Origin of the sequence: Flavobacterium sp. ABG, from assembly GCF_001027725.1 — a bacterium.
GTDB classification, from domain to species: Bacteria; Bacteroidota; Bacteroidia; order Flavobacteriales; family Flavobacteriaceae; genus Flavobacterium; species Flavobacterium cupriresistens.
In genome coordinates this window covers 1-26,356 of record NZ_LEKS01000008.1, presented here as the reverse complement: position 1 = coordinate 26,356, position 26,356 = coordinate 1, and the positions used below count along the sequence as shown (strand labels likewise).

The 26,356-nt window shown below is 35.1% G+C and carries 26 protein-coding genes; 13 read left to right on the top strand and 13 right to left on the bottom strand.

Going from position 1 to position 26,356, the window contains the following annotated elements; translation table 11 throughout:
• Positions 1-93: 93 nt before the first annotated feature.
• The 10 genes from AB674_RS10425 to AB674_RS10380 all read right to left on the bottom strand — a co-directional run bounded on the left by AB674_RS10425 (position 94) and on the right by AB674_RS10380 (position 12,189).
• Complete coding sequence (locus AB674_RS10425; protein WP_047776378.1) at positions 94-1,164, bottom strand: M20 family metallo-hydrolase; 1,071 nt, start codon at positions 1,162-1,164, stop codon at positions 94-96.
• A gap of 84 nt (positions 1,165-1,248) precedes the next feature.
• Positions 1,249-2,025: an acetylglutamate kinase gene (argB, locus tag AB674_RS10420; RefSeq protein ID WP_047776377.1), complete on the bottom strand. Its 777-nt coding sequence runs from the start codon at positions 2,023-2,025 to the stop codon at positions 1,249-1,251.
• An 80-nt stretch (positions 2,026-2,105) separates the two neighbouring features.
• A complete protein-coding gene (locus AB674_RS10415; protein WP_047776375.1) occupies positions 2,106-3,053 on the bottom strand; it encodes an N-acetylornithine carbamoyltransferase in 948 nt (315 codons plus the stop codon).
• 146 nt (positions 3,054-3,199) lie between these two features.
• Positions 3,200-3,961, bottom strand: coding sequence for a glutamate 5-kinase (gene proB / locus AB674_RS10410; protein ID WP_047776369.1), 762 nt, complete (start codon positions 3,959-3,961; stop codon positions 3,200-3,202).
• Between the two features lie 182 nt (positions 3,962-4,143).
• Positions 4,144-5,340 (bottom strand): glutamate-5-semialdehyde dehydrogenase, encoded by a 1,197-nt coding sequence (locus tag AB674_RS10405; protein ID WP_047776367.1) that lies wholly within the window; start codon positions 5,338-5,340, stop codon positions 4,144-4,146.
• 97 nt (positions 5,341-5,437) lie between these two features.
• Entirely contained in the window at positions 5,438-6,577 is a 1,140-nt protein-coding gene (locus tag AB674_RS10400) for an aspartate aminotransferase family protein (RefSeq protein WP_047776365.1), read from the bottom strand.
• Positions 6,578-6,665: 88 nt separating this feature from the next.
• The gene (gene argC / locus AB674_RS10395) at positions 6,666-7,643 is read right to left on the bottom strand and encodes an N-acetyl-gamma-glutamyl-phosphate reductase (RefSeq protein WP_047776364.1); all 978 of its coding nucleotides are present in this window, start codon (positions 7,641-7,643) and stop codon (positions 6,666-6,668) included.
• Positions 7,636-8,829, bottom strand: coding sequence for an argininosuccinate synthase (locus AB674_RS10390; RefSeq protein WP_047776362.1), 1,194 nt, complete (start codon positions 8,827-8,829; stop codon positions 7,636-7,638). Before AB674_RS10390 ends, argC begins: the two co-directional genes overlap by 8 nt.
• Before the next feature lie 4 nt (positions 8,830-8,833).
• Positions 8,834-9,451 (bottom strand): GNAT family N-acetyltransferase, encoded by a 618-nt coding sequence (locus AB674_RS10385; protein ID WP_047776360.1) that lies wholly within the window; start codon positions 9,449-9,451, stop codon positions 8,834-8,836.
• 467 nt (positions 9,452-9,918) lie between these two features.
• Entirely contained in the window at positions 9,919-12,189 is a 2,271-nt protein-coding gene (locus AB674_RS10380) for a M1 family metallopeptidase (RefSeq protein WP_047776358.1), read from the bottom strand.
• A gap of 185 nt (positions 12,190-12,374) precedes the next feature.
• Here AB674_RS10380 and AB674_RS10375 point away from each other — a divergent pair, with 185 nt between their 5' ends.
• The 3 genes from AB674_RS10375 to AB674_RS10365 all read left to right on the top strand — a co-directional run bounded on the left by AB674_RS10375 (position 12,375) and on the right by AB674_RS10365 (position 14,478).
• Positions 12,375-13,226: an aldose 1-epimerase family protein gene (locus AB674_RS10375; protein WP_047776356.1), complete on the top strand. Its 852-nt coding sequence runs from the start codon at positions 12,375-12,377 to the stop codon at positions 13,224-13,226.
• A 10-nt stretch (positions 13,227-13,236) separates the two neighbouring features.
• Entirely contained in the window at positions 13,237-13,785 is a 549-nt protein-coding gene (locus AB674_RS10370) for a GNAT family N-acetyltransferase (RefSeq protein ID WP_047776354.1), read from the top strand.
• Positions 13,786-13,920: 135 nt separating this feature from the next.
• Positions 13,921-14,478: a DUF3575 domain-containing protein gene (locus tag AB674_RS10365; protein ID WP_047776352.1), complete on the top strand. Its 558-nt coding sequence runs from the start codon at positions 13,921-13,923 to the stop codon at positions 14,476-14,478.
• Here the strand turns inward: AB674_RS10365 and AB674_RS10360 are convergent.
• Together AB674_RS10360 and AB674_RS22825 are read right to left on the bottom strand one after the other, a co-directional pair.
• Positions 14,475-14,705 (bottom strand): VF530 family DNA-binding protein, encoded by a 231-nt coding sequence (locus tag AB674_RS10360; RefSeq protein WP_047776351.1) that lies wholly within the window; start codon positions 14,703-14,705, stop codon positions 14,475-14,477. The two genes, AB674_RS10365 and AB674_RS10360, sit on opposite strands and share 4 nt — an antisense overlap.
• Positions 14,706-14,749: 44 nt before the next feature.
• Positions 14,750-14,890, bottom strand: a complete 141-nt coding sequence (locus tag AB674_RS22825) for a hypothetical protein (RefSeq protein ID WP_165579370.1) — start codon at positions 14,888-14,890, stop codon at positions 14,750-14,752.
• Between the two features lie 579 nt (positions 14,891-15,469).
• Here AB674_RS22825 and smpB point away from each other — a divergent pair.
• From smpB to AB674_RS10345, 3 genes are all read left to right on the top strand, one after another.
• Entirely contained in the window at positions 15,470-15,925 is a 456-nt protein-coding gene (smpB, locus tag AB674_RS10355; protein ID WP_047776350.1) for an SsrA-binding protein SmpB, read from the top strand.
• Positions 15,926-16,003: 78 nt separating this feature from the next.
• The gene (locus AB674_RS10350) at positions 16,004-16,642 is read left to right on the top strand and encodes a hypothetical protein (RefSeq protein WP_047776345.1); all 639 of its coding nucleotides are present in this window, start codon (positions 16,004-16,006) and stop codon (positions 16,640-16,642) included.
• Positions 16,643-16,742: 100 nt separating this feature from the next.
• Positions 16,743-17,750: a helix-turn-helix domain-containing protein gene (locus tag AB674_RS10345; protein ID WP_047776343.1), complete on the top strand. Its 1,008-nt coding sequence runs from the start codon at positions 16,743-16,745 to the stop codon at positions 17,748-17,750.
• A gap of 25 nt (positions 17,751-17,775) precedes the next feature.
• Here AB674_RS10345 and AB674_RS10340 read toward each other — a convergent pair whose 3' ends face one another.
• Positions 17,776-18,417: a protein-L-isoaspartate(D-aspartate) O-methyltransferase gene (locus AB674_RS10340; protein ID WP_047776342.1), complete on the bottom strand. Its 642-nt coding sequence runs from the start codon at positions 18,415-18,417 to the stop codon at positions 17,776-17,778.
• An 825-nt stretch (positions 18,418-19,242) separates the two neighbouring features.
• On the opposite strand from AB674_RS10340, the gene AB674_RS10335 reads away from it, so the two are divergent.
• The 7 genes from AB674_RS10335 (at position 19,243) to AB674_RS10305 (ending at position 26,021) form a co-directional block, all read left to right on the top strand.
• Complete coding sequence (locus AB674_RS10335; RefSeq protein ID WP_047776338.1) at positions 19,243-20,208, top strand: Gfo/Idh/MocA family protein; 966 nt, start codon at positions 19,243-19,245, stop codon at positions 20,206-20,208.
• Positions 20,209-20,301: 93 nt separating this feature from the next.
• Positions 20,302-21,189: a 3-hydroxyacyl-CoA dehydrogenase family protein gene (locus tag AB674_RS10330; protein ID WP_047776336.1), complete on the top strand. Its 888-nt coding sequence runs from the start codon at positions 20,302-20,304 to the stop codon at positions 21,187-21,189.
• Between the two features lie 31 nt (positions 21,190-21,220).
• Positions 21,221-21,928: a YggS family pyridoxal phosphate-dependent enzyme gene (locus tag AB674_RS10325; RefSeq protein WP_047776331.1), complete on the top strand. Its 708-nt coding sequence runs from the start codon at positions 21,221-21,223 to the stop codon at positions 21,926-21,928.
• Between the two features lie 42 nt (positions 21,929-21,970).
• Complete coding sequence (locus AB674_RS10320; RefSeq protein WP_047776329.1) at positions 21,971-23,332, top strand: exonuclease domain-containing protein; 1,362 nt, start codon at positions 21,971-21,973, stop codon at positions 23,330-23,332.
• Between the two features lie 30 nt (positions 23,333-23,362).
• Positions 23,363-24,202 (top strand): ion transporter, encoded by an 840-nt coding sequence (locus AB674_RS10315; protein WP_047776327.1) that lies wholly within the window; start codon positions 23,363-23,365, stop codon positions 24,200-24,202.
• Between the two features lie 137 nt (positions 24,203-24,339).
• Positions 24,340-25,257 carry a tRNA (adenosine(37)-N6)-dimethylallyltransferase MiaA gene (gene miaA, locus AB674_RS10310; protein WP_047776326.1) on the top strand — a complete coding sequence of 306 codons (918 nt, stop codon included), beginning with the start codon at positions 24,340-24,342 and terminating at the stop codon, positions 25,255-25,257.
• Positions 25,258-25,280: 23 nt separating this feature from the next.
• On the top strand, positions 25,281-26,021 hold the full coding sequence (locus AB674_RS10305) for an acyl-[acyl-carrier-protein] thioesterase (protein ID WP_047776324.1): 741 nt from the start codon (positions 25,281-25,283) through the stop codon (positions 26,019-26,021).
• The last annotated feature ends 335 nt before the right edge of the window (positions 26,022-26,356 follow it).

Below are 26,356 nucleotides of genomic sequence, written 5' to 3'. Positions count from 1 at the left end.
AAAACACTCAATGTCTCCACGTTATTTTTCTAAACTAGATCAAAATTATCTTCCGATTTTGTTCAGGATAGTCTCTTGTCTTACTTAGTATTTTTACAATCTAAAAAAATCACTTAGTATTTTAATATACAAATCGACTCCTTCTACAATTTCATTGATAAAAATAAATTCATCGGCTGAATGTGACCGCAGGGTTTCGCCAGGACCTAATTTTAACGATTGACAACTTAAAACCGACTGGTCTGAAAGGGTTGGCGAACCGTAGGTCGTTCTTCCTAAGGCGATTCCTGCCTGAACTAAACCATGTGTTACCGGAATAGACGAAGCGTTTAAATGCATGGATCTTGGTGTAACTTCGGCGTTTACATTTGCTTTAACAACGTCAAGGATTTCGGTATTCGAATAACAGTCGGTTACACGAATATCTACTACCAAATCACATTCTGATGGCACCACATTATGCTGTTTTCCGGCACTAATCTGGGTTACGGTCATTTTTACAGGACCTAAAACCTCAGATATCTTGTCGAATTTATAGTTTTTAAACCACTCCATTACCGGAATTGATTTATAGATCGCATTATCATCATTCTGATGTGCAGCGTGACTTGCGGTACCTTTTACTTTAACATCCAGGACCAATAAGCCTTTTTCAGCAACGGCCAACTGCATTAAAGTAGGTTCACCAACAATCGCACAGTCCAATTCCGGTAAATGTTTTAAAACACTGTTTAAGCCATTTTTACCGCTACTCTCTTCTTCTGCAGAAGCGACAATTACAATATTGTGTGATAAATTTTCGACAGCATAAAAATGCACAAAAGTCGCCAGTAAAGAAACCAGACAACCTCCGGCATCATTGCTTCCTAATCCGAATAATTTACCGTCTTTTTCAATCGCTTTAAACGGATCGTTGGTGTACGCTTGATTCGGTTTTACGGTATCGTGATGAGAGTTTAATAAAAGTGTTGGTTTATTTTTATCAAAATTTTTATTGAAAGCCCACACATTGTTGTTTTCTCTCTTAAAAGGGATTTCATTTTGATTGAACCAATTTTCAATTAAAAGAGCGGTTTGATCTTCTTCACTTGAAAAGGAAGGGGTTTCAATCAGGTTTTTCAATAAAACAATGGCTTCTTGGGTCAGCGTTTCTATATTTTTCATTTTTGTTTAGGTACTGAGGTACTATGGTTCTGAAGTTATAAGATGCAAAAATCTTAGTTTCTAAGAAACTTCGCAACTTTTTCTTTACAATATAATCGTGGTGTGCAGAACATCCGGGCTCTGCAACATGCTGTGATGTCCAATTTTAATTTTTTGAACACCTCTTGATAAACTATTAAAACAATTATCCAATTTAGGAATCATTCCGGAATGGATTACTTCTTCTGCTTTTAGCTTTGCATATAAAGCTTCATCTATTTCTGTAATTACAGACGTATCATCTTCAGAATCTGACAATACTCCTTGTTTTTCGAAACAATACGTAAGTGTTACATCGAAAACTTCAGCTAAGGCAATAGCTAATTCACTTGCAATTGTATCGGCATTTGTATTTAGTAATTGACCCTTTTTATCGTGCGTAATAGCACAAAAAACCGGTACGATTCCAATTTGCAATAGTGTAGCCAACAATGTTGTATTTACCTGTTTCACATCGCCCACAAAACCATAATCAATTGTTGGATGATTTCGTTTTTCGGACTGAATTAAATTTCCGTCAGCGCCTGAAAAACCGATTGCATTGTTGTCTTTTGCCTGTAATTGTGCTACAATATATTTATTAATCTGTCCGGCATAAATCATAACTGCAACATCGAGCATCGGAGCATCAGTGATGCGACGCCCTTCAATCATTTGAGGGACTAAACCGATACTTTGTGCCATTTTTGTAGCTGATTTTCCGCCTCCGTGAACAACTACCTTGTATCCTTCAATTTTAGAAAAATCAGTCAAAAATTGTTCTAACTCGGTTGGGTTATCAATTATGTTTCCACCTATTTTTATTACGGTAACTTTTTTCATTTTTAGTTTCTAAGGAGCTAAGGTTCTGAGTCACTAAGCTCTTAGTATCTTAGACACTTAGAACCTTAGCAACTTTAAAATTACAATTTCTTCAATATCTTCTGCAATACCAACTGTGCTGCGTACGTTCTATTATTAGCTTGTTGAATTACGATTGAATTTTCACTATCTATTACTTCATCACTTACAATTACATTACGACGTACCGGAAGACAATGCATGAATTTTCCGTTGTTGGTCAATGCCATTTTTTCAGTTGTAACAGTCCAGGATGGATCTATGTTGGTCACTTTTCCGTAATCGTTAAAATTACTCCAGTTTTTTACGTAGACAAAATCAGCATTTTCGAAAGCCTTATTTTGGTCGTATTCAATTGTGCAGTCTTTTGTAATTTCGGGGCTTAATTCATAACCTTCCGGATGTGTAATTACAAAATCCATTTCCTTTTGCAATTGCATCATTTCTACAAATGAATTGGCCACTGCTTGTGGTAAAGCTTTAGGGTGTGGTGCCCAGGATAGTACTACTTTAGGTTTATGCTCGGTTTTGTACTCTTCCATCGTAATGGCGTCTGCTAGAGATTGCAAGGGGTGACGAACGGCACTTTCCATATTTACTATTGGCACCGTTGCATGTTTTATAAAACCTGAAATAACGGTTTCCGAATAGTCTTTTTCTTTGCTCTCTAATCCAGCAAAAGCACGAATCGCAATAATATCACAATATTGAGAAACAACTTCTGCTGCTTCTTTGATATGCTCAGAAGCACCTGAATTCATTACGGCTCCATCTTCAAACTCTAAAGTCCAGCCTTCATTGGTAAAATTCATTACCATCACATTCATTCCCAAATTTAAAGCTGCTTTTTGGGTACTCAAACGCGTTCTTAAACTCGGATTAAAGAATAACATTCCTAACGTTTTATTCTTCCCTAAGCTTTGATTTTTAAGCGGGCTTTTTTTAATTTTTAAAGCACTTCTTACCCATTTTGATAATGAGCTACTATCTTGAATTGAAATATAATTCATATTTTTTTATTTAATCGGTTAATTGTTGAACTGTTTAACCGATTTCTCAATTAAACAAATTTAACATCTATACATTCTAAAAAACAGCATTGAATACTTCCGTTTTAATCCATTACCCAAATTAACGATTAAACCGTTAAACATTTCTAAACTATCTTAGTAAACGGAATTTCATTTTTTAAGGCTTTCAAAATAAAATTATCTTCTAATCCGTTAATGATCCAGGTTTCGATATTGGCCGCCTTTGCAATTCCGGCTGCTTCAATTTTAGATTGCATCCCTCCCGTTCCATGTGAGGACTTTGATTCTCCAATTTCTTTTTCTAAAAGCTTTAAATCTTCTACTAATTTTATTGTTTCCGGAATCTCATTATGAATAGAATCCTTCGTATAAATTCCGCTTGTATTGGTTGCAATAATCAGAATGTCAACATTTAGAAGTACTGCTGTCAAAGCGGCCAGTTTATCATTATCTCCAAACTGAATCTCGTCTGTCGCAACAGTATCATTCTCATTGATAATCGGAATATAATTGTTCTCGACTAAAACATTTATTGTATTGACAATATTTACTTTGGACTGTTCCTTCTCAAAATCAGAATACGAAAGCAGACATTGCGAAGTCAACAAACCCAAATCGCTGAAATTCTCATGAAAAATCCGCATTAAATGAGGCTGTCCAATCGAAGCCAGAGCTTGTTTTACAATAATTTCTTTGCCTTTACTTTCGAGTTTTACAAACTGTTTCGCTGCTGCAATAGCTCCGGAGCTTACAATTACAAACTCATACTCTTTGTTTAAAGCCGCAATCTGCATTCCAATATCTTCAATTTTTCCTCTCGAAATATGATTGGTTTCTTTTGTCAGCGTATTGCTTCCAATTTTCAATAAAATTCTTTTTTTCTTCATTTTTTTAAAGTCTCTAATATGCTGAGTTGCTAAGATGCTGAGTTTTGAAAAATCAAAAATCTTTTAATCATAAAGGGCACAAAATTTTAAAATAAAATTCCAATTTTTTAAATTCCAAATTCCAATTCTAAAGTCGGCAATTCAAAATCAACAATCTAAAATCAACAATCTAAAATCTAAAATCACCTAACCTGTCCTTCACCATAAATATACCACTTATTGGTTACAAGATGCTGTAAGCCAATTGGTCCTCTTTGATGCAATTTATCTGTGCTTATGGCTAATTCCCCACCTAAACCTAGCTGCCCACCGTCTGTAAAACGAGTTGAGGCATTTTGATAAACGGCGGCTGCATCTACATTCTCCATGAATTCCTGAGCGACAGCAACATTTCTGGTTATAATTGAAGCGGAATGTCCACCGCAATATTTATTTATTTTTTCGATGGCATGGTCTTCTGAATCGATGGTTCCGAGTACAATTTTATAATCTAAAAACTCTTCGTACCAAATATTCTCCTCTTTTAGAAGGGTTGTATTTTTAAACGTAGCTAACGTTTTATCTGCAATAATTTCCACATTAGATTCGATCAAATCCTCGATTAACAAAGCAACAAAACCTTCAAAATTCGGCAATCTGGAATCTATCAGCACCTTATCAAGCGCATTACAAGCCGAAATTTTAGACGTTTTGGCATTCATAATTACCTTCAGCGCCATATCGGTATCCGCTTCTTTGTGAACGTAAACGAAGTTGTTACCACGTCCGCTTACAATTACAGGGCAAGTCGCATGTGCTTTTACAAACTCAATTAACTTTTCTCCACCACGAGGGACAATTAAGTCTACTTTCTGTGTCGGTTTTTCTAAAAAAGCTTGTGTTTCAGTTCTATTAAAATTCAAATATTCTACCCAATCTTTCGAAACTTGATTTTCCTCTAAAGCCTGATGCCATAAACTCACAATTTTCAGATTAGACTGCAATGCTTCTTTTCCGCCTTTTAATAAAATTTTATTTCCGGATTTGAAAGCGATTCCACCCGCTTCTATGGTTACATCCGGACGAGATTCGTAAATAATTAATATTGTACCAAAAGCTGCCGTTTTATTAATCACCTTGATTCCGTTATCATGCTCAAAATGAAATCGTTCTACTCCAACCGGGTCTTCCTGTGCAGCTAATTGGTTCAACGATAAAATCATTTCATCAATCTTTTTATCATCTACTTTCAGGCGCTCTTCCATGGCAAGATCGGAACCGTCGTACGCCAGTAAATCAGCCTGATTGGTTAGAATAATTTGGTTTCTTTCCTGCTCAACAAGCTTTGCCATTGACAGTAAAACCAAATTCCGCTTTTCGATTGCTAATTGATGGTTCATAATTTTATAGTTGGTTGGTTTTTGTTTCGTTAAATAGGAACTTATTTAAACCTGACGGATTTTGGAAACCCGTCAGGTTTGTTTATATATTAAAAAATTAATTTTTAAGTTCTTCTAAACTTTCTTTTAAAGCTACAATAAAAGTATCTATATCTGCTTTTTTAACGGTTAACGGAGGCAGAATTCTCAACAAATTCTTATTATTTGCGCTTCCGGTAAAAATATGTTTCTCGATAATTAATTTCTTTCTTAATGCAGCAACGTCAAAATCAAATTCAATTCCGAGCATTAATCCTTTTCCTTTTATTTGTTTGATACCCGGAACTTGTTTGATTTGTTCTGAAAAATAAGCCGAAACTTCGTTTACATTCTTCTGTAAATCCAATTTTTCAATTACATCCAAAACGGCAATTCCAGCCGCACAAGACAGGTGGCTTCCGCCGAAAGTAGTTCCTAACAGACCAAAACTTGCTTCAAATTTTGGCGAAATTAGAATAGCTCCAACCGGAAAACCATTCCCCATTCCTTTTGCTACCGAGATAATATCCGCATTAATTCCATGATGTTGAAAAGCAAAAAACTTTCCGCTTCTTCCATATCCGGATTGTACTTCGTCTAAAATCAAAACAACATCGTGTTTTTTACACGCTTTTTCTAAGGCCTGAAAAAAAGTTGTTGTTCCTTCGTCTAAACCTCCAACTCCTTGAATTCCTTCGATAATTACACTCGAAACATCCCCTTTTTGAAGTTCTGCTTCTACTAATTCAATTTGATTTAAAGGAAGAAAAGTAACTTCCTGCTGCGCATTTATTGGCGCTACAATCTTTTTATTGTCTGTAACCGCAACAGCTGCAGAAGTTCTTCCGTGGAATGAATTATGAAAAGCTACAACTCTGGATTTTCCATTGTGGAACGAAGCTAATTTCAAAGCATTTTCATTCGCCTCGGCTCCGGAACTGCATAAAAATAACTCATAATCTTCTAATCCTGAAAGTTTTCCGAGTTTTTGAGCCAGTTCAACTTGCAAAGGATTCTGAATGGCATTGGAATAAAATCCCAAATGATCCAATTGATTTTTCAATTTCGCAACATAATCAGGTTGTGTGTGTCCAATAGAAATCACACCATGACCACTGTATAAATCTAAGTATTCTATGCCGTTTTCATCTGTAATGGTACAATCTATTGCTTTTACAGGAGTAATATTATATAGGGGGTAAACGTTAAATAAGTTCATCTCTTTTTTGTTTAAAGTTTCAGGTTTCAGGTTTCAAGTTACGTGCTGGGCGTGAAACTTGAAACTTAAAACTTGAAACAAATTTTTTCTAAAATCCGCTTGGTTTCAAATGTAAACCTGTGGTTTCTTCTAGTCCAAACATCAAATTCATGTTTTGAATCGCTTGCCCGGAAGCTCCTTTGGTTAAGTTATCAATAATAGAGGTGATTAAAACCCGACTTCCTTTTTTCAATATACTAATGATACATTTATTGGTTTGTACTACCTGTTTCATATTGATATTGGTTGTTGTAACCGTTACAAATGGCTCATTTTTATAGAAATCTTCGTATTTAGCAACCAAATCTTCTACACTTTCTTCTGAACCTGTATATAAAGTAGCAAAAATTCCTCTTGTAAAATCCCCTCTGTTCGGAATAAAAATCAACTCGTCTGAAAAATCAGATTGCAACTGCATTACACTTTGATTGATTTCTCCCAAATGCTGATGTTCAAAAACTTTATAATGTGACATATTATTGTTTCTCCAACTAAAATGCGAAGTATCTGCTAATCCAACTCCGGCACCAGTACTTCCGGTTGTGGCATTAATATGAACGTCTTCTTTTAATAAATTATTTTTCGCTAAAGGCAATAAGGCTAACTGAATAGCAGTTGCAAAACAACCTGGGTTTGCAATATAATTTGCTTTTTTTATGGCTGCTTTATTCAATTCAGGCAATCCGTACACGAATTGTTTTCCTTCAAAATCAGCCTCTTTGGTTAATCTAAAATCATTTCCTAAATCGATGATTTTAGTGTGACTTGCGAATTTATTTTCTTTTAGAAACGAAATAGATTTCCCATGTCCAAGGCATAAAAAAACAACGTTTACATCCGGATTAATTTGATCTGTAAAATTCATTTCGATATCGCCCATCAAATCGTGGTGTGCCACAGAAAGCGGTTTCCCAGCATTGGTTGTACTGTAAACAAAATCTAAGTTTACATTGGGGTGATACATTGCTATTCTAATGAGTTCGCCGGCCGTGTAGCCCGAACCACCAATTATTCCAACATTAATCATGATCTAGATGGTTTACAGATGAAAATATGTTTTGAGCGTTTCCTAAAATCTTAATAAATCCTTTTGCATCATCAGACGTCCAGGCATTATTCATTTCGCCATACTGGCCAAAACCGGTGTTCATTAAATCATTCTCAGACTCAATTCCGTCAAGCGAAAAATGATATGGTTTTAAAGAAACAGTTACTACTCCGTTGACCGTCTTTTGGGTGTCTTGCAAAAAAGTTTCGATATTTCTCATCACGGGATCCAGAAATTGGCCTTCGTGAAACAACATTCCGTACCAGTTTCCTAATTGTTCTTTCCAGTATTGCTGCCATTTCCCAAGCGTATGTTTCTCTAATAAATGGTGTGCTTTGATAATAATTAACGGTGCTGCTGCTTCAAAACCAACTCTTCCTTTAATTCCGATAATGGTATCACCTACGTGAATGTCTCTTCCGATGGCATAGGCATTTGCCAGTTTTTCCAGCGCAACAATATTATTTGACGGTTTGTCTGTTTTACCATTAACCGCTACTAATTCGCCTTGTTCAAAATGTAACGTTACTTTTTCTTCACCTTCTTTTTGCAATTGCGAAGGATAAGCATCACCAGGCAATGGCTGACTTGAAGTTAGTGTTTCTTTTCCTCCAACACTTGTTCCCCAAAGTCCTTTATTGATCGAATATTGGGCTTTTTCCCAAGAATAATGAACTCCATTTTTGGACAAATAATCGACTTCTTCTTGTCTCGAAAGTTTTAAATCTCTAATTGGAGTTATAATTTCAATTTCCGGAGCGATGGTCTGGAAAATCAAATCAAAACGAATTTGATCATTTCCTGCGCCTGTACTTCCATGTGCAATAGCACTTGCTCCTACTTTTTTAGCATATTTTATAGCTTCAATAGCCTGAAAAACACGCTCTGCACTGACTGATAATGGATAGGTATTGTTTTTTAATACGTTTCCGAAAATCAAATATTTTATAGCTTTATCATAATATTTATCTACAATGGTCAGGTTGGCGTGTTGCGCACTTCCTAATTCGTAGGCTCTTTTTTCAATAGCTGACAATTCTTCTGCATCAAATCCTCCTGTATCTACAAGCACGGTATGAACTTCGTATCCTTTTTCGTTTTTTAAATATTTCAAACAATACGAGGTATCTAATCCTCCGCTATAAGCTAATACAACTTTTTTCATAATGTTACTTTTTTAAAAATAAGGCTTGTTTAATGGTTCTCAGTCTATTAAGAACTTTTTCGTTAAAAGGGTGTCTTGGTGGTGTTTTTTGTTTCTCTTTTGGATCGTACAACATACCGGTACAAAGACACATTTTGTTTTCTTTACTCTGTAAAATTTCGTAATTCGTACAGGTTTTACAACCCGCCCAAAAACTTGGATCTGTTGTAAGTTCCGAGAAAGGAACCGGTTTATAACCCAAATCTGAGTTGATTTTCATTACAGCCAATCCTGTGGTAATACCGAAAATTTTAGCATCAGGGTATCTTTCCAATGAGTAATCAAAAACCTTTGATTTTATCTTTTTGGCTAAACCTAAACTTCTGTAATCGGGGTGCACAATTAAACCGGAATGTGCCACGAATTTCCCGTGTTGCCAGCTTTCGATATAACAAAAACCTGCAAACTTTCCATCCGCCAGAGCAATCATTGCATCTGCATTTGACATTTTTTTCTGAATGTACTCAGGAGTTCTTTTAGCAATCCCTGTACCTCTTAACAAGGCTGATGATTCTATCGTATCGCAAATTTCCTGCGCATACTTAAAATGTTCTTCCTGAGTTACAACAATAGAGATCTTCATTTCAATAATTGAAGTTAGAGTTAAAAATTAAAACGTATTGTTTAGTTTGAAATCCAGAAATCAATCCAATAAAAGTAAGCAAAATAAAGATAACCCCTTCTAAATCAAAAAGTTGATTATGAGGCAATTTTAAACAATAGGTGCTTTTAGGATAGGTTTGTCCAATGGACAAAGTATGTGATTTCAAAATGAAAAATGAATAGAAATAAATACGCGACGAAAAACTCAGTGGCTACTATACAGATAGTGTCCGCACTTCGGGAGAAGTACTAGGTGAGTTTGTCCGTGACAAAGAAGTTGTATTTAAACTTATTTTATTCATCGATGCAAAAGTACACTATTTTTTTATTCACAAAACAAAAAATTTAAATTCTAACATTTTTTTAATGCTTTGTTATTTTTGGACATAAAAAAACCCGATAGCATTTAATAACTATCGGGTAATAAACATTTTACTGTTTTCTATTCTATTTTTTAGTAAACGGTATTACTTGTCCATTTCCTAAAACAGTCATATCTAATCCGGTTTTAGCTTCGTTAAATTTGAATTTTAATCCTGCTCTTTTTGATTCAAATGTATCTTTTTCATCAGCTACAGCTTTAACAGAAAACTTAGGAAAGTTTGTAATTTCGGCGCTTAAAGTACCGTTTTTCTCTGTAAAATCAATTGTTAACGGAGCATTTTTAGTGGTATAAGTTCCTAAATATCCGTCTAACACAATGTCTTTCTCTATTACACCTTTTCCGGCTGTCCAAACATTATTACTTACTGTATGATCAGGAAAAACGTGATCCGGATCTAATGTAATGCTTTCAATTTCTTCAGTAGAATTGTGTTTGAATGACCAATCCTTATTACGTTGCCAAATTTCAACCGGCAATTTAACTCTTGTTACTTTCCCGCTTTTTGTTTTCACATCTAAAACAATTGGCATCGGCATTTTATCAAAATTCTCTACTGAAATAATCACTCCTTTTGCAGGATCGTTCTTCACATATTTAATACTGTTAATACCTTGGTCAAAACGCCAGTTATTTACGAACCAGCTTCTCCAGAACCAACTTAAATCTTCTCCTGCAACATTTTCAATTGTTCTGAAAAAGTCATCCGGAGTTGGGTGTTTAAAAGCCCAACGCTCTACATAAGTACGCAATGCTTTGTCAAAACGCTCTTCACCTAAAACTTGCTCTCTCAAAATTGACAGACCTGCAGCTGGTTTAAAGTAACATAATGTCCCAATATTACCCTCCTTCATATTGTCAGGAGAACTCATAATAGTTTCTAAATCAGGGCTGGTTAAATCTTCTGCACCTTCGTGCATGTCAATCGCTTTTTGCTTGTATTCTCCGTTATTAAAATCAAAAGAACTAACTGAGTTTATAAAAGTATTAAAACCTTCATCCATCCAGGCAAATAAACGCTCATTAGAACCTACAATCATAGGAAACCAAATGTGTCCGAATTCGTGATCTGTAACTCCCCATAAATCATCTCCTTTAGATTTCCATCCGCAGAAAACAATTCCGGGATATTCCATTCCGCCCTCATTTCCTGCAACATTTGTTGCTGCCGGGTAAGGATATTCAAACCATCTTTTAGAATAATTTTCTATCGATGCTTTTACGTATTCAGTTGAACGTCCCCAAGCATCATTACCGTTACTTTCAACCGGATAAGCAGATAGTGCCAATGATTTTTTACCACTTGGCAAGTTTATTTTTGCTCCGTCTAAGATAAAAGCCGCTGAAGATGCCCATGAAAAATCACGTGAATTTTTGATTTGATAATGCCAGGTTTTTTCTCCTGTTGCATTTGTGTTTGCTGTTGCAGCCACTTCTTCTGCTGAACGAATCATAACCGTTTTATCACTTTGAGAAGCCTCTTTATAACGTTTAAATTGCGCTGCAGGAAGTACTTCAGCACCATTTAACAACTCACCCGAACCAACAACATAATGGTTGGCAGGAGCTGTAATTTTCACATCAAAATTACCATACTCTAAATAAAACTCTGAAGCTCCTAAATAAGGCGCCGTATTCCAACCTCTTACGTCATCATATACACACATACGTGGGTACCATTGCGCGATGGTAAAAATTTTACCGTTTTTAGTTTCTAAAACCCCCATTCTGTCAGATCCTTCAAAAGGAGCAATAAACGAGAAGTCAATTTTAATCTTTATAGAACCTCCCTTTGAAGCCAATGCTTCCGGAAGAAAAATTTGCATTCTGGTGTCTGTTACAATATATTTTGCAACAGTTTCCGTTTTATTCTTTCCTCCTGAAATAATTTTTACTGATTTAATTTTATTTCCGCCATCAAAAACCTGTCCCTGAGCACCATTACGGCTTCCTGTTAAAGGCACTACGGCATTTCCTCTTGAACTTTCGTTGAATAAATTCTGATCCAGGTTCAACCAAACAAATGACAATTTATCCGGACTATTATTCGTATATGTAATTTCATCTGTCCCAACAAGTTCATTTGTTGTTCCGTTTAATTTTACCGTTAACTGATAATCTGCCCTGTTTTGCCAGTATTCAACCCCTGGCTGACCGCTTGCAGAGCGGGTTGGTGTACCATTTTTAGTGTAGAAATGCGGTGCAAACGCATCATGGTAGTTATAATTATTAACTGGATTTGCTGCCGTTGCAGGTGGCGTTGTTTGCGCCCAAGCAGAAGAAATCCCAACAAACAAAGCCGCGGTTAACAAGGCTTTTGAGGAATGCTTTTTCATATTTTTTAGCTGTTTATCTAGCAAATTAATGAAAAAAAAAGCTATTTAAAGAGAAAAAATAAGGCTATGATTCATTTTTAGCAAAATTTTAGCAAAAAAATATTTTAAGTCTATAATCCGAAAAAATAAAATTTATAAAATATATTTACATTCTATTAAAACTAACTTATTTCAATTATTAGATTTTGACTACAACAATCTCAAATTCCTACTTAAAAGCTTCTATCAAACATGCCGGAGCTGAATTATTCTCTATCCAAGACCATCAAAATAAAGAATATATCTGGGAAGCTAATCCTTCGTTTTGGGGCAAACACTCACCGGTTCTTTTTCCTATTGTAGGAACTTTAAAGAACAACACTTACACGATTGATGGAAAAAAATATCACTTACCGAGACATGGTTTTGCTCGTGATATGGAATTTCAGTTAGTTGATCACACAGAAGACAGTGCTACTTTTTCATTAAGTTCAAATGCAGAAACGTTGCAAAAGTTTCCTTTTAATTTCGAATTACAACTTATTTATACCCTACAAGAAAAAGAACTAACACTATCCTATAAAGTAATTAATACCGGAGCTACCCGAATTCCTTTTTCAATAGGCGCCCATCCGGCCATTGCATTACCGAATGATTTTGAAACATATTCTTTTGAATTTGAAAAAGAAGAGGTTTTAAAATACAATTTACTTGAAAATGATTTGATTTCGAATACAACCAAAACATTGGAAACTACTTCTAATTTAGTTCCTTTAAGTTACAAACTATTCGAAAACGATGCTTTGGTTTTTAAAACCCTCGAATCAAATTCTCTGACCATTCTTGAAAATTCTAAGCCTTATGTCAAAGTTAATTTCGAAGATTTCCCTAGTTTAGGTATCTGGACAAAAGAAAAAGCTCCGTTTATTTGCATTGAACCTTGGTTTGGTTACTCTGACACCACAGAAAACTCCGGAGACTTATTCGAAAAAGAAGGCATTTTAATCTTAAATGCCCACCAAACATTCCAGTCGAAATTTAGTATTCAAATATTATAACAACAACACTATGTTAGAATTTAATTTTACACCGTTCCCGGTCATAGAAACGGAACGTTTGCTTTTAAGAAGAATCAATAATGATGATGCGAACGAAGTTTTTGAACTACGATCGAATCCCGAAACAATGAAGTTTATTCCAAGACCACTGGTAAAAGATACCGAAGATGCGCTTGAACATATCGCTATGATGGAAGACAAAATCGTAACGAATGTTGGCATAAACTGGGGGATTACCTTAAAAGATAGTTCAAAATTGCTTGGCATAATTGGTTACTACAGATTACAACCTGAGAACTACCGTGCTGAAATCGGTTATATGCTGGCTCCGGAATATCATGGAAAAGGGATTATTCCCGAAGCAGTAAACAGACTCATTAGATATGGTTTTGATGATTTAAAGCTACATTCGATCGAAGCGATTATTGATCCTGAAAATTTTGCTTCAGAAAAAGTATTGCACAAATGTGGTTTTGTTAAAGAGGCTCATTTAAAAGAAGCCGAGTTTTATGATGGTCGTTTTTTAGACAAAGTAATCTACTCACTACTAGATAATTAAATTTTTATCCCGTTTTATAATACAAAATAAAACTTGTTAAAAGTATTTTTCACACAACACCAGGCGTAATGTTGCGTTATATTTGCATTCAAAATAAGTAATTGGAGCTTATTTTATACCGCGAAAAACTATTTTATGAAAAACATTTTAATTCTCTTTGTTCTTTTCTTTTCTGTACAATTACAAAGTCAGACTTATCTAAAATTTAACGGTGCAACAGCACTTATTGGGGTTCCAAACGTTGGAATAGAGACCAGCATAGGCGAAAAAGTCACTTTTAGTGTCGACGTTATGGCTTCTTTTTGGGAATCTTTCAACGGACACCATCCGATGAAATTTGTAACTCTAACACCGGAAGTTCGTTATCATTTTAAAGAAAAATACAATGGTTTCTATGTAGGTGGCCATATCGGACCGGATATGTACGAAATTCAAAAATGGAATTATTGGGATACCAATAAATACGAAAAAGGATTTGGCTATCGCATGGGGGTTACCGTAGGATACAATATCAAAATAAACGACAAATTCTTGCTGGATGTTTTTGCCGGAGCTGGTTGGCACCAAGGATTTTATCACGGTTATTACAATGACGGAAGACCTGGCAGATACGAAAAAGCTAAAAACTGGAACAAAAGTGGAGAATGGCTTCCGTATCGTGGAGGCGTTATGCTTTCTTATAAACTAAATTAATTCCCAGGAAATTTAGAGAGTGATTTAACATACAACTCTTCTACTTTTTTTCGGGCCCAATCTGTTTTTCTCAAAAAAGTAAGGCTAGATTTTATACTGGGATTGGAAGTAAAACTTTTAATGGGAATCAACTCTCCTAAAGTATCAAAACCATAATAGTCAACCAATTTTTCGACTATTGCTTTAAGTGTAATTCCGTGTAAAGGATCTTTAGATTGATTTTGCATTTGGTAGTTTTAAAAGAATAATTTTCTCAATAATCAATATTCGATTATTTCGACAAAAATAAATAATTAAAAACCGTTACAATATGTTTTGTAACGGTTTTTACTTTTATTTTAGTTTCCAGAAAATCTGTCTCTGATTCTGCAAACCATTTTTTCAATACCAGATTCGATACATAAGCTTTCATGAATCAGCTACAAAAGTTAGGGATTAGAAAAAAAATACAAAAAATAAAAGCACTCCCCCTTAATCGATCCATAATACTTTTCAATATAAAAAATCCGTTTTTATCAGCGTTTTTACCATTACAAATCCGCATAATCCGCGTCCATTTCTGCATAATATAAAGATGTTACCACCTAATTTCATACACGGATAAAACAGATTCATTATCACGAAGACACCGATTTAAAAGGATTTAAAATTCTTTCTAAGAAAATTTAAACAAGGATTTAGAGAAATTTTTATTACCCACAACTTTTTGAACTTGATCCTTATTTCGGCAAGTAACGCAAAGCAGCCCTAAAATGAACTTACATCACTTATATGGTTTAAATACACCTTTACTTAATCCCAACTCTTGCACTCGATCAGCTTTTATTGTCGAACCAATCAGCACAATACCAGACAATGCTGCCTTTTTTTTCAGAATTTAAGCTTATAACAGAATTTCTCTTTAAAAAATACCAAAATCACCAATCAAAAAAACACATTAATTATCTTTAATTTTATTAAAGTATTTCATTTTTATTTACATTTGCAACCTATGTTAAAATCAGTCAATATACTTAATAAAAGAGCTCGGTTTGATTACGAAATAATCGACACTTACACTGCCGGAATTGTTTTATCGGGCACTGAGATCAAATCTATTCGTTTAGGAAAGGCCAATATTACCGAAAGTTTTTGCGAATTCAGTGGTATAGAGCTTTTTGCGATTAATACTTACATTGAAGAATATACGTTTGGAAATCAATTCAATCATAAATCTAGAAGCGAGAGAAAATTACTTTTAAATAAAAAAGAGTTAAAAACACTTCATAAAAATGTGCAGGCAAAAGGTCTGACGATTGTTCCTTTAAAATTATTCACTAACGAAAAAGGACTTGCCAAACTACAAATCGGTCTTTGTAAAGGAAAGAAAAACTACGACAAGCGAGAGTCTCTTAAAGAACAAGACACGAAACGCGATCTGGACCGAATTAAAAAAGCTTACAACTAAAAATAACTTCTTCATAAAGAATTGTTTTTTAATATTTTATACTTAGATTTACGATAACACTAACTTTAATTATAAAATATGAGAAAATACTTATCTTTATTAGTTATTTTATTTCTTGCAAGTTGCAGCAGTAATACTGTAATTGTGAGCAGCTGGAGAGACCCAAAAATTACCGTTGCTCAGGAGCACTTTAAAAAAGTTCTGGTTGTTGCTTTAGTAAAAGATGAGGCTTCGAGAAGAACTACGGAAAACAGAATTGCAGCCAGCAATCCCGTCTTTAAAACTTCGTACCAATACATGAATGGTACCAACTTACATTTAACCAAAGAACAGCAACTAAAAATTTTACAAGACGAAAATTTTGATGGTGTGATAACAATGCGTTTAGTAAGCAAAGAAAAAGAAACCAGTTATGTTCCGGGAACTTATACCGGAATGTATTACGGAGGTTTTGACGGTATGTACACCGGCATGTACGGGTACGGTTTTGGAAACTGGTACGGCATGTACTCTCCAAATTTCTACGATCCGGGTTACTATCAGGAAACTACTTCTTATATGGTTGAAACCAATATTTTCTCCCTAAAAGACAACAAACTGATCTGGACCGGAACTACAAAATCGGAGTATGTTACCGACTTAGGACAAACTGTAGACGCAATCATGCAGGCTGCTGTAAAAGAAATGAGAAAAGACGGCTCTCTGCCTCCAAAATAAAAGACACAAAACAATACTTAAAAAGGCAATATTTCTGATATTGCCTTTTTTGCTTTTAAACGAATGACTAAATTTGTCAAGACACTTACCAACCTTGCTAATGAAAACACTTCTTAAAAATGCCCGAGAACAAAAAGGACTAAAAACACGTGAAGTAGCTCAAATTCTGAGCATTGATCAGGCTTTGATAAGCAAATTTGAAAGTGGAACACGAAGACCAACCAAAGAACAGGTTTCTAAACTATCCGAGCTACTGGAGATTGATTACCAAACCATAATGGTGGCGTGGTTAAAAGAAAAAATACTTTACGAAATTGAGAACGAAGAATTCGCTCTAAAAGCTTTATTACTTGCCGAGCAGGAAATTCAGAATAACAGAAAAGAAATTAACTCTGTTATTTTATCTTCCCTTCAAGTCTCTTTAGATGAAATTGAAATCCTGAAAAATCAAATTCAATCCTTTAATCCTTTCGAAACACGACAAATTTCAAGGACCCTGGAATTGGATTTTATTTTTAAAAGCATCCGTTTCAACGGAAACTCACTAACATTAGAAGAAACAAAGTCTATCATTAACGAAGGATTGACAATTGCCGGTAAAAGTATGCAGGAACAACTCGAAGCTATTAATTTCCAGGAAACCATATCCTACATTAAAGCTTTAATTCAGAAAAAAACACCTTTAAACGAAAAGGAATTTCTTGCGATACACAGCCTACTCTTCAAAGGAATCAAACCCGAAAATTCCGGAAAATATAAAAACGATGCAATTACTGCACGTGAAATAAATTTACTTTTTAGTTGGCTTGATACTCATAAAAACACGCTACATCCACTAGTTCTGGCTGCTGAAATGCATTTAAAAATAGCAAGTATCAGTCCTTTTGAACACGGAAACCTGCAAATGGCCAGTTTAACACTCAATTGGATCTTATTGCAGCACAATTACGTTTATGCCGGTACTGATAGTAATGAAGAAAGTATTACTGAATATGTGTCCGTTTTAGAGCAAAGTCAACAGACAAAAGACACTTCAATTTTCACTAATTATATCCTCCGAATTGAAAAAGAAAACCTCGTTCTCGCTATTGAATTGATTTCAAAATAAAAGCCCGCTTAAACGGGCTTCTCTTTTAATTTTTATCTTCTAATAAAGGTACAAATCTAAATTCTCCAAACTCATGTTTTTCAAATTGTGTTTCATTTTTACGAATCAATAAAGTCATAATCTGAACATCTTCCCCCAACGGAATAACCAATCTCCCTCCTATTTTCAACTGTGCCATAAGCGGTTGTGGAATAAACGGAGCACCGGCCGTTACAATAATGCTATCAAACGGAGCAAAATTTGGCAATCCTTTATAACCATCTCCAAAAGATAAATGTTTAGGGCGAATGTTCAATTTTGGAAATAAATTTGAAGTCGTTTTAAACAACTCATTTTGTCTTTCTACACTAAAAACTTTGGCTCCCAACATACACAAAACAGCGGTTTGATATCCTGATCCTGTACCGATTTCCAGAATTTTATGTTCCTTTTTAACTTCTAATAACTGTGATTGAAAAGCAACAGTATAAGGCTGTGAAATAGTTTGCCCTGCCCCTATAGGAAATGCTTTGTCCTGATAAGCATAATCTTCAAAACTGGAATTAAGAAAAAGGTGTCTTGGAATTTTTTTAATCGCTTCCAAAACTGCTTTATCGGTTATTCCTTTCTGTTCTAAAGTGCTTACTAACTGATTACGAAGTCCTTGATGTTTGGCAGTGTCTTTCAAAATGGGTCTGTTTATTTTTGGCAAAAATAAGAAAACAAATCATCAATTATCAACTACTTTTCAACCAATTAATCTCTATTTTTGATTAAAGACCTAATCCTTATGAATACTAATATTTTATAAAAAAAAATATACTCGCTCTTTCTTTGTTTTTGTCTGTATTAGGTATAATTGGTTCCATTATTTTTGTGTTTCTTGATTTTGAAAGCCTTTCTGCAATTATGGACCTACTGCTCTTTTCTATTCGTCCCTACACATTCTCGGGATTGAGTATTTACATTCCCAGATACCAAATTGCAGGAAAGCCAGAATACAGTACCATCTCTCTTGGGCTTGTCAATTTATTTTTTTACCTCTCCTTTCTAACAGGCGCTGTTGTTTATTATTTTTCGAATTTGAATCCATCTTCAAAGCTACACCGGCAAAATTCTTAATCGATTGTTATGTAACTGACAACGAAGGAAACTCCCCTACTTTCCCGATGCTTTTAAAACGAAGTTTATATCGATTAATTCCTCTTAAAAGTCTTTCTTTCTTAGTCGGGAAAAATCTGCATGATACCTATTCAGCCACCTGTATCCTCAATAAAAAAAGAAATCCTAAAGTAGAAAAACGTTACTTACAATTTTTAGGAACTGCCTTCTTACTCGTTTTAGTAATCTATTTCTTTAGCGAACACTAAAGACTTTACTGTTAACCATTTAAAACTTATAAAAGTATAGAAAAAACTAAAATGTACATTTAATGAATAAATCGCTAAATCTTTAATACATTAACTTTTACTTTTAACGAAATAAATTATATTTTTGTTTAAAATACATTATCATGTTAAAAGTGGGAGTTTTAGGTGCTGGTCATCTGGGTAAAATACATTTACGTTTATTACAACAATCTGACAAGTACGAATTAGTTGGATTTTACGACGAAAATCAAGAGAATGCCGAACGAATTTCAAAAGAATTTGGCTACACTAACTTCAGTACTATTGCAAAATTAATCCATGCTGTTGATGTAATCGATATTGTAACACCAACATTATCGCATTACAAATGTGCCAAAGTCGCTATCAAATCAGGAAAACATATCTTTATAGAAAAACCTATTGCCAATACAGTTGAAGAAGCGGAAGAAATTATCGCTTTAGCAAAAGAATACAATGTAAAAGGGCAAGTAGGTCATGTGGAACGCTTTAATCCGGCGTTTATTGCAACCAAAAATATGATCGAAAATCCGATGTTTATAGAAACACATCGTTTAGCTGAATTTAATCCGCGTGGTACAGATGTTCCGGTGGTTCTGGATTTGATGATTCACGATATTGATGCTATTTTAAGCGTTGTAAATTCAAAAGTAAAAAACATCAATGCAAGTGGCGTTTCTGTAATTAGTGAAACTCCGGATATTGCCAATGCGCGAATTGAATTTGAAAATGGCTGTGTTGCTAACTTAACAGCAAGCCGAATTTCAATGAAAAACATGCGTAAAACACGTTTTTTTCAAAGAGATGCCTACATTTCAGTTGATTTCTTGGAGAAAAAATGTGAAGTAGTCCGCATGAAAGACGCTCCAGAAGTTCCGGGAGATTTTGATATGATTCTGCAAAATGCCGAAGGTGTAAAAAAGCAAATTTATTTCACCAATCCTGATGTCGAGCAAAACAACGCCATTTTAGACGAACTGGAATCTTTCGCCAATGCGATCAGTACAGATACCACGCCCGTAGTAACACTGGAACAAGCTACCGATGCATTACGTGTAGCCTATCAGATTATTGAATGCTTTGACAAATAGTACAAAATATAACTAACCTAATCATTTAAGGTTTAAAGTTGGAAATAAAGCCGCTTTAAACCTTAACTTTTTAAAATTTAAATACGAAATTAAATGAAAACTATAGCTGTAATTGGTGCAGGAACAATGGGCAACGGAATTGCTCATACTTTTGCACAAAGTGGTTTTGTTGTAAAACTAATTGATGTTTCAGAAAAATCATTAGACAAAGGAATGGCAACTATTGCTGCCAATCTTGATAGAATGCAAGCAAAAGGGACTATTACTCCTGAAGAGGTTGCCAAAACGATTACCAATATTATTACCTATACAGACATCAAAGACGGTGTTGTCGGCGTTGATTTAGTAGTGGAAGCGGCTACCGAAAATGTTGAATTAAAATTGAATATTTTCAAACAATTAAACGAAGCCTGTTCACACAACACCATCTTAGCCACCAATACTTCGTCTATTTCAATTACACAAATCGGAGCCGTGGTAGCACATCCGGAACGTGTTATCGGAATGCACTTTATGAATCCGGTGCCCATCATGAAGTTGGTAGAAATCATTCGCGGATACAATACCAGCGATGAAGTAACAAAAACCATCATGGATTTGTCTGAGAAATTAGGTAAAACGCCTGTTGAAGTAAACGATTATCCGGGTTTTGTGGCGAATAGAATTTTAATGCCTATGTTAAACGAAGCCATCGAAACCTTATACAACAAAGTTGCAGGAGTTTATGAAATTGACACGGTAATGAAATTAGGAATGGGACACCCAATGGGACCTCTTCAACTAGCTGATTTTATTGGTCTTGATGTTTGTCTTGCCATTTTAAATGTAATGTACGAAGGTTTCAAAAATCCAAAATACGCTCCTTGTCCGCTATTAGTAAATATGGTACGTGCCGGAAAATTAGGTGTGAAATCCGGTGAAGGTTTTTATGATTATAGTGAAAGCAAAAAAGCGGAGAAAATTTCGAAGCAATTTTTGTAAAATTCAATCTTCTAAAAAATTAAACTAATAAATGTCAATAGCATCAAACTTAAATTCGATAAAAGCTACATTGCCCGAAAACGTAACGCTGGTTGCTGTTTCTAAAACTAAGCCCGTTTCAGACTTAATGAAAGCTTACGAAGCCGGTCAGCGCATTTTTGGAGAAAACAAAATCCAGGAAATGGCAGACAAATGGGAACAAATGCCAAAAGACATCCAATGGCATATGATCGGACATGTGCAGACGAATAAAGTTAAATTTATGGCGCCGTTTGTAAGTTTGATTCATGGAGTTGACAGTTTAAAATTATTACAGGAAATCAACAAACAGGCAGCAAAGAACAACAGAGTCATTGATTGCCTGTTACAAATGCATATTGCCGAAGAGGAAACCAAATTTGGTCTTGATGAAAACGAATTAAATGCACTCCTCTCTTCAACCGAATTCAAAGAGATGCAGCACATTAGAATTCTTGGATTAATGGGAATGGCAACTTTTACAGAAAATCAAAACCAAATAAGAAAAGAATTTATATATTTAAAATATATTTTTGATTCGTTACGCAATAGAGATGCACAGCAACATGGAGGTAGAGATGCACATAGTAGAGATGCACAGCGGTGCATCTCTACCTCCATTTCAACCATTTCAATGGGAATGTCGGGCGATTATCAACTTGCTATCGAATGCGGCAGTACAATGGTCCGTATTGGCAGCAGCATTTTTGGAGGGCGTTAATAACCCGATTTGAAACTGAATACTGACACTGAAAACTAAAATTTGTACGCAATACTAGACATAGAAACAACTGGAGGCCAGTTTAACGAAGAAGGAATTACCGAAATCGCCATTTATAAATTTGATGGCCATGAGGTAATTGACCAATTCATTAGCCTCGTTAATCCTGAAATTCCGATTCAGCCTTTTGTGGTTAAATTAACCGGAATTAACAATGCTATGCTGCGTTCAGCTCCCAAATTTTTTGAAATTGCCAAAAGAATCATCGAAATCACTTCTGACTGTATCATTGTAGCCCACAACGCTTCTTTTGATTACCGAATACTGCGAACAGAATTCCGTCGCTTAGGATATGATTTCGAAGCCAGAACACTTTGTACCGTTGAGCTTTCCAAAAAACTAATACCGGAACAAACTTCTTATAGTCTAGGAAAGTTAGTTCGGGCACTTGGAATACCAATGGCAGACAGACATCGCGCCAGCGGAGATGCCATGGCAACTGTAAAATTGTTCAAAATGCTCTTGGAAAAAGATTTAGAAAAAACAATTGTCAAAGATTTCATAAAACTCGAAGTCGAAAAAGGAATTGCGCCAAAATTATTGGATCTTCTAAGACAAATGCCAAGCAAAACCGGCGTGTATTACATTCATAACGAAAGTGGTACCCTGATTTATATTGGTAAAAGTCAAAATATAAAAAAACGAATCAACCAGCATTTTACCGGAATTACGACCAAAAGTAAAAAAATACAAGCGGAAGCTTTTACCATAACTTACGACGAGACCGGAAGCGAATTAATCGCACTTTTAAAAGAAAGCGAAGAAATAAAAATAAACCGTCCAAGATACAACCGCTCGCAACGAAAAACGCTTTTTCAGTACGCTTTATATGCCGAAAAAGATGCAAACGGTTATATCAATCTCAGACTTGAAAAAGCGGACGGCCGCAAAAAAGAAATCACCTCCTTTGCCTCTTTGCAAGAAGGTAAAAATGCTCTTTTCAGATTTACGACAAAATACCATTTATGTCAAAAACTGACCGGATTGTATCAAAGTAAAAAAGAGTGTTTTCAATACAAAATAAAAGAATGTGATGGCGCTTGCCTTGGTGAAGTAACTCCCGAAGTATACAATGCCAGAGTGCAACAATTTATATCTGAAAACAGCTTCGAAAACAAAAGCATGATCTTGATTGACAAAGGCCGAAACGTAAACGAACGAAGCGCTGTCCTGATCGAAAACGGAATTTACAAGGGATATGCCTATTATGATCTGAATTATCAAATTACAAACATCGAAATCCTGAAGAATATTCTTATTCCGATGCAAAATAACCGTGATGTGAAGAATATAATTCAAAACGACATTCGTAGAAGCAAAACGTTAAAAATCCTATATTTCTAATACTTACAAACTTTACGTATCTTCGTAGAAATGACAACACCTAAATCAAAATACGAGGTTTTTAGAGAGCAAACAAAAATCATTCTCTACGGAACAAACACCTTTTGGGGACGCATGTTTGATCTGGTACTGCTCGGTTTGATTCTTCTAAGTGTTATTTTGGTTATGTTGGATACCGTAGAAGGAATCAACAGTAAATACCACTCACAACTGCTTATCTGCGAATGGATTATTACTGTATTCTTTTCCATTGAATACATTTTACGCATCATAGCCATTCAAAAACCATTACGATATGTTTTTAGTTTTTATGGCATAATCGACTTACTCGCTATTTTACCCATGTACATGTCGATTTTTTTTCCTGCTACCAATATACTGACGATCGTAAGAATATTGAGGTTTCTCAGATTATTCAAAATTCTGCATATACCCCAAATTTCACATCAGTCTTTTCAGTTAAAAGAAGCTTTGCAGGCGAGTAAAGAAAAAATCCTTGTTTTTATCTATTTTGTCATCATTAGCGCTGTAATTATCGGTGCTTTAATGTATGTCGTAGAAGGACGTGAAAGCGGCTTTACAAGCATCCCTGTAGGTATCTATTGGGCAATAGTAACTTTGACTACGGTTGGATATGGCGACATATCACCGGCAACACCTTTAGGACAGTTTTTAGCGTCTCTGGTTATGATTATGGGTTACGGAATTATTGCTGTTCCCACTGGAATTGTTACGGCTGAATTTGCAAAAAGCAGCCTGAGAGGCAACGCTGTCAGTACAAAAAACACCTGTAAAAAATGCAATGCACAAGTACACTTTGACAGCGCAAAATATTGTCATGAATGCGGAACCGAATTACAAAAGACTTAATCAATACCACTATTCCAACACAACAGTTAACGACTCTATTAGTATCTTTGCCGAAGAAAAAAAAGATCTCAACTGCTGTTCTTTTATACTAAATAAATTATAACTCCGGATTTTGATTCTCCACCGGACCAAAAAATATGAAATATTTAATTACCATCGTCGGACCAACTGCTATAGGCAAAACTGCCTTAAGCATTGCTTTGGCGCAACATTTCAAATGTGAGATTCTATCTTGCGACAGTCGTCAGTTTTTTAAAGAAATGACTATTGGTACTGCGGTACCGAACGAAGAAGAACTACAAGCTGCAACACACCATTTCATTCAAAATAAATCAATTTTCGAAAATTACACAGTTGGTGACTACGAAAAAGAAGCACTGATTAAACTGGAGCAGTTGTTTCAGGAAAATGATTTCGCCATTTTAATTGGTGGTTCAGGTTTATATGTCGATGCCGTTTTAAAAGGTTTTGATGAATTTCCGGAAATTGATCCCGAAATCAGATCCGAAGTAAATTCAAATTATGAAAAACTCGGAATTAACTACCTTCAAGAACAGCTAAAAAAGTTAGACCCTGATTATTATCAAAAAATAAACCTCGAAAACCCGCAAACACTACAAAACCCACAGCGAATGATGCGTTTTACAGAGGTTTGCCTAGGAACCGGAAAACCCTATTCTTCTTTCCTGAATCAGAAAAAAGGCAACCGAAACTTCACTCCGATCTTAATTGGTTTAGAAGCCGACAGAACTGTTATTTACGATCGTATCAATCAACGTGTCAATATAATGATACAGGAAGGTTTACTTACAGAAGCCGAAAGACTTTATCCTAATAAAGCGTTAAATGCGCTTCAAACGGTCGGTTACAGAGAATTATTTAGTTATTTTGACAAAGAATTCACGCTTGCCTTTGCGATTGAAGAAATCAAGAAAAACACGCGTCGTTTTTCCAAACGTCAATTGACCTGGTTCAAACGAAATGAAAGTACGAAATGGTTTGATTATGCTACTCCAAAAAGCGAAATCATCAAGTACATTCAATCTAAAATCTAAAGTCATAAATCTAAAATTAAAAAATGCCTATATCTCCAAATTTCACTTCCGTTTTAAGCAAAGAATGGGAAATTAATTTTACACAATGTACCCCAAACGGTTATTTAAAATATACTGATTTGTGCAACCTTCTGCAACTAACCGCTGCGGCACACTCAGAAGTTGGAGGCATTAGTTTCGCTGATATGCAGGAATTTGATCAAGCCTGGGTATTAAGTCGAATGCGTGTTGAAGTAACCGCTTTACCAAAATGGCAGGATACCGTAACGGTAAAAACATGGATAAACAGTCTTGAGAATTCACGTTCTGTTCGTGCTCTGGAAATGTATGTTAACGGAAAAAAGATTGTTGGAAGTGAAACATTCTGGGCTGTATTCAATACCAAAGCCCGTCGTCCCGAAGCCTTAGCGTTACCCTACCAACATTTTGAATTATTCCCTGAAAACAGAGCAACTGTAGAAGGTTTCTCTAAAATAAATGTCAATCCGGAAAAAGAGTCTGTATTTGAAAAAACCGTTTACTTATCCGATTTAGATATTGTAAATCACGCCAACAATGTAAAATATCTGGAATGGTGTTTAGACCACGTTGATCCAAACAAAATTTTAAAGCAGGAAATCGCCAGTTTTGAAATGAATTTCATGAAAGAGTTATCGCTAAATGATGCTGTTGTTATTCATGAAAGCGAAACAGAAACCGATTCTACCTTTAGCATTACCAAAAAAGATAAAATCTGTTTTGCCTTACAAGTTAACTGGAAATAAAATACAACTAAATCACGAATCTGAAATCAAATTCTTTTAATCTATTTAATCTGTGTGCGTTTTTTTTGCCGCAGATTTCAAGAAAGTAGGCTTACGACTTTGACAAAGAGTCGCTAACTTTACAAACCTATGAGCAAAGAAAGCCACAGATTAAAGGATTAAAATGATTTACAAAATCTGTGTAAATCATTTTAATCAGTGGCAAAAAAATAATTCGTGCCAATTGGTGAAATTCAGATCAAAAGTTGCAAAATAGTTTACGGAAACCCCCTTTATTTAAAGTAACACGCCCCATTTGTCCTTTCGACGAAGGAGAAATCTCCGCAAGAAACTCC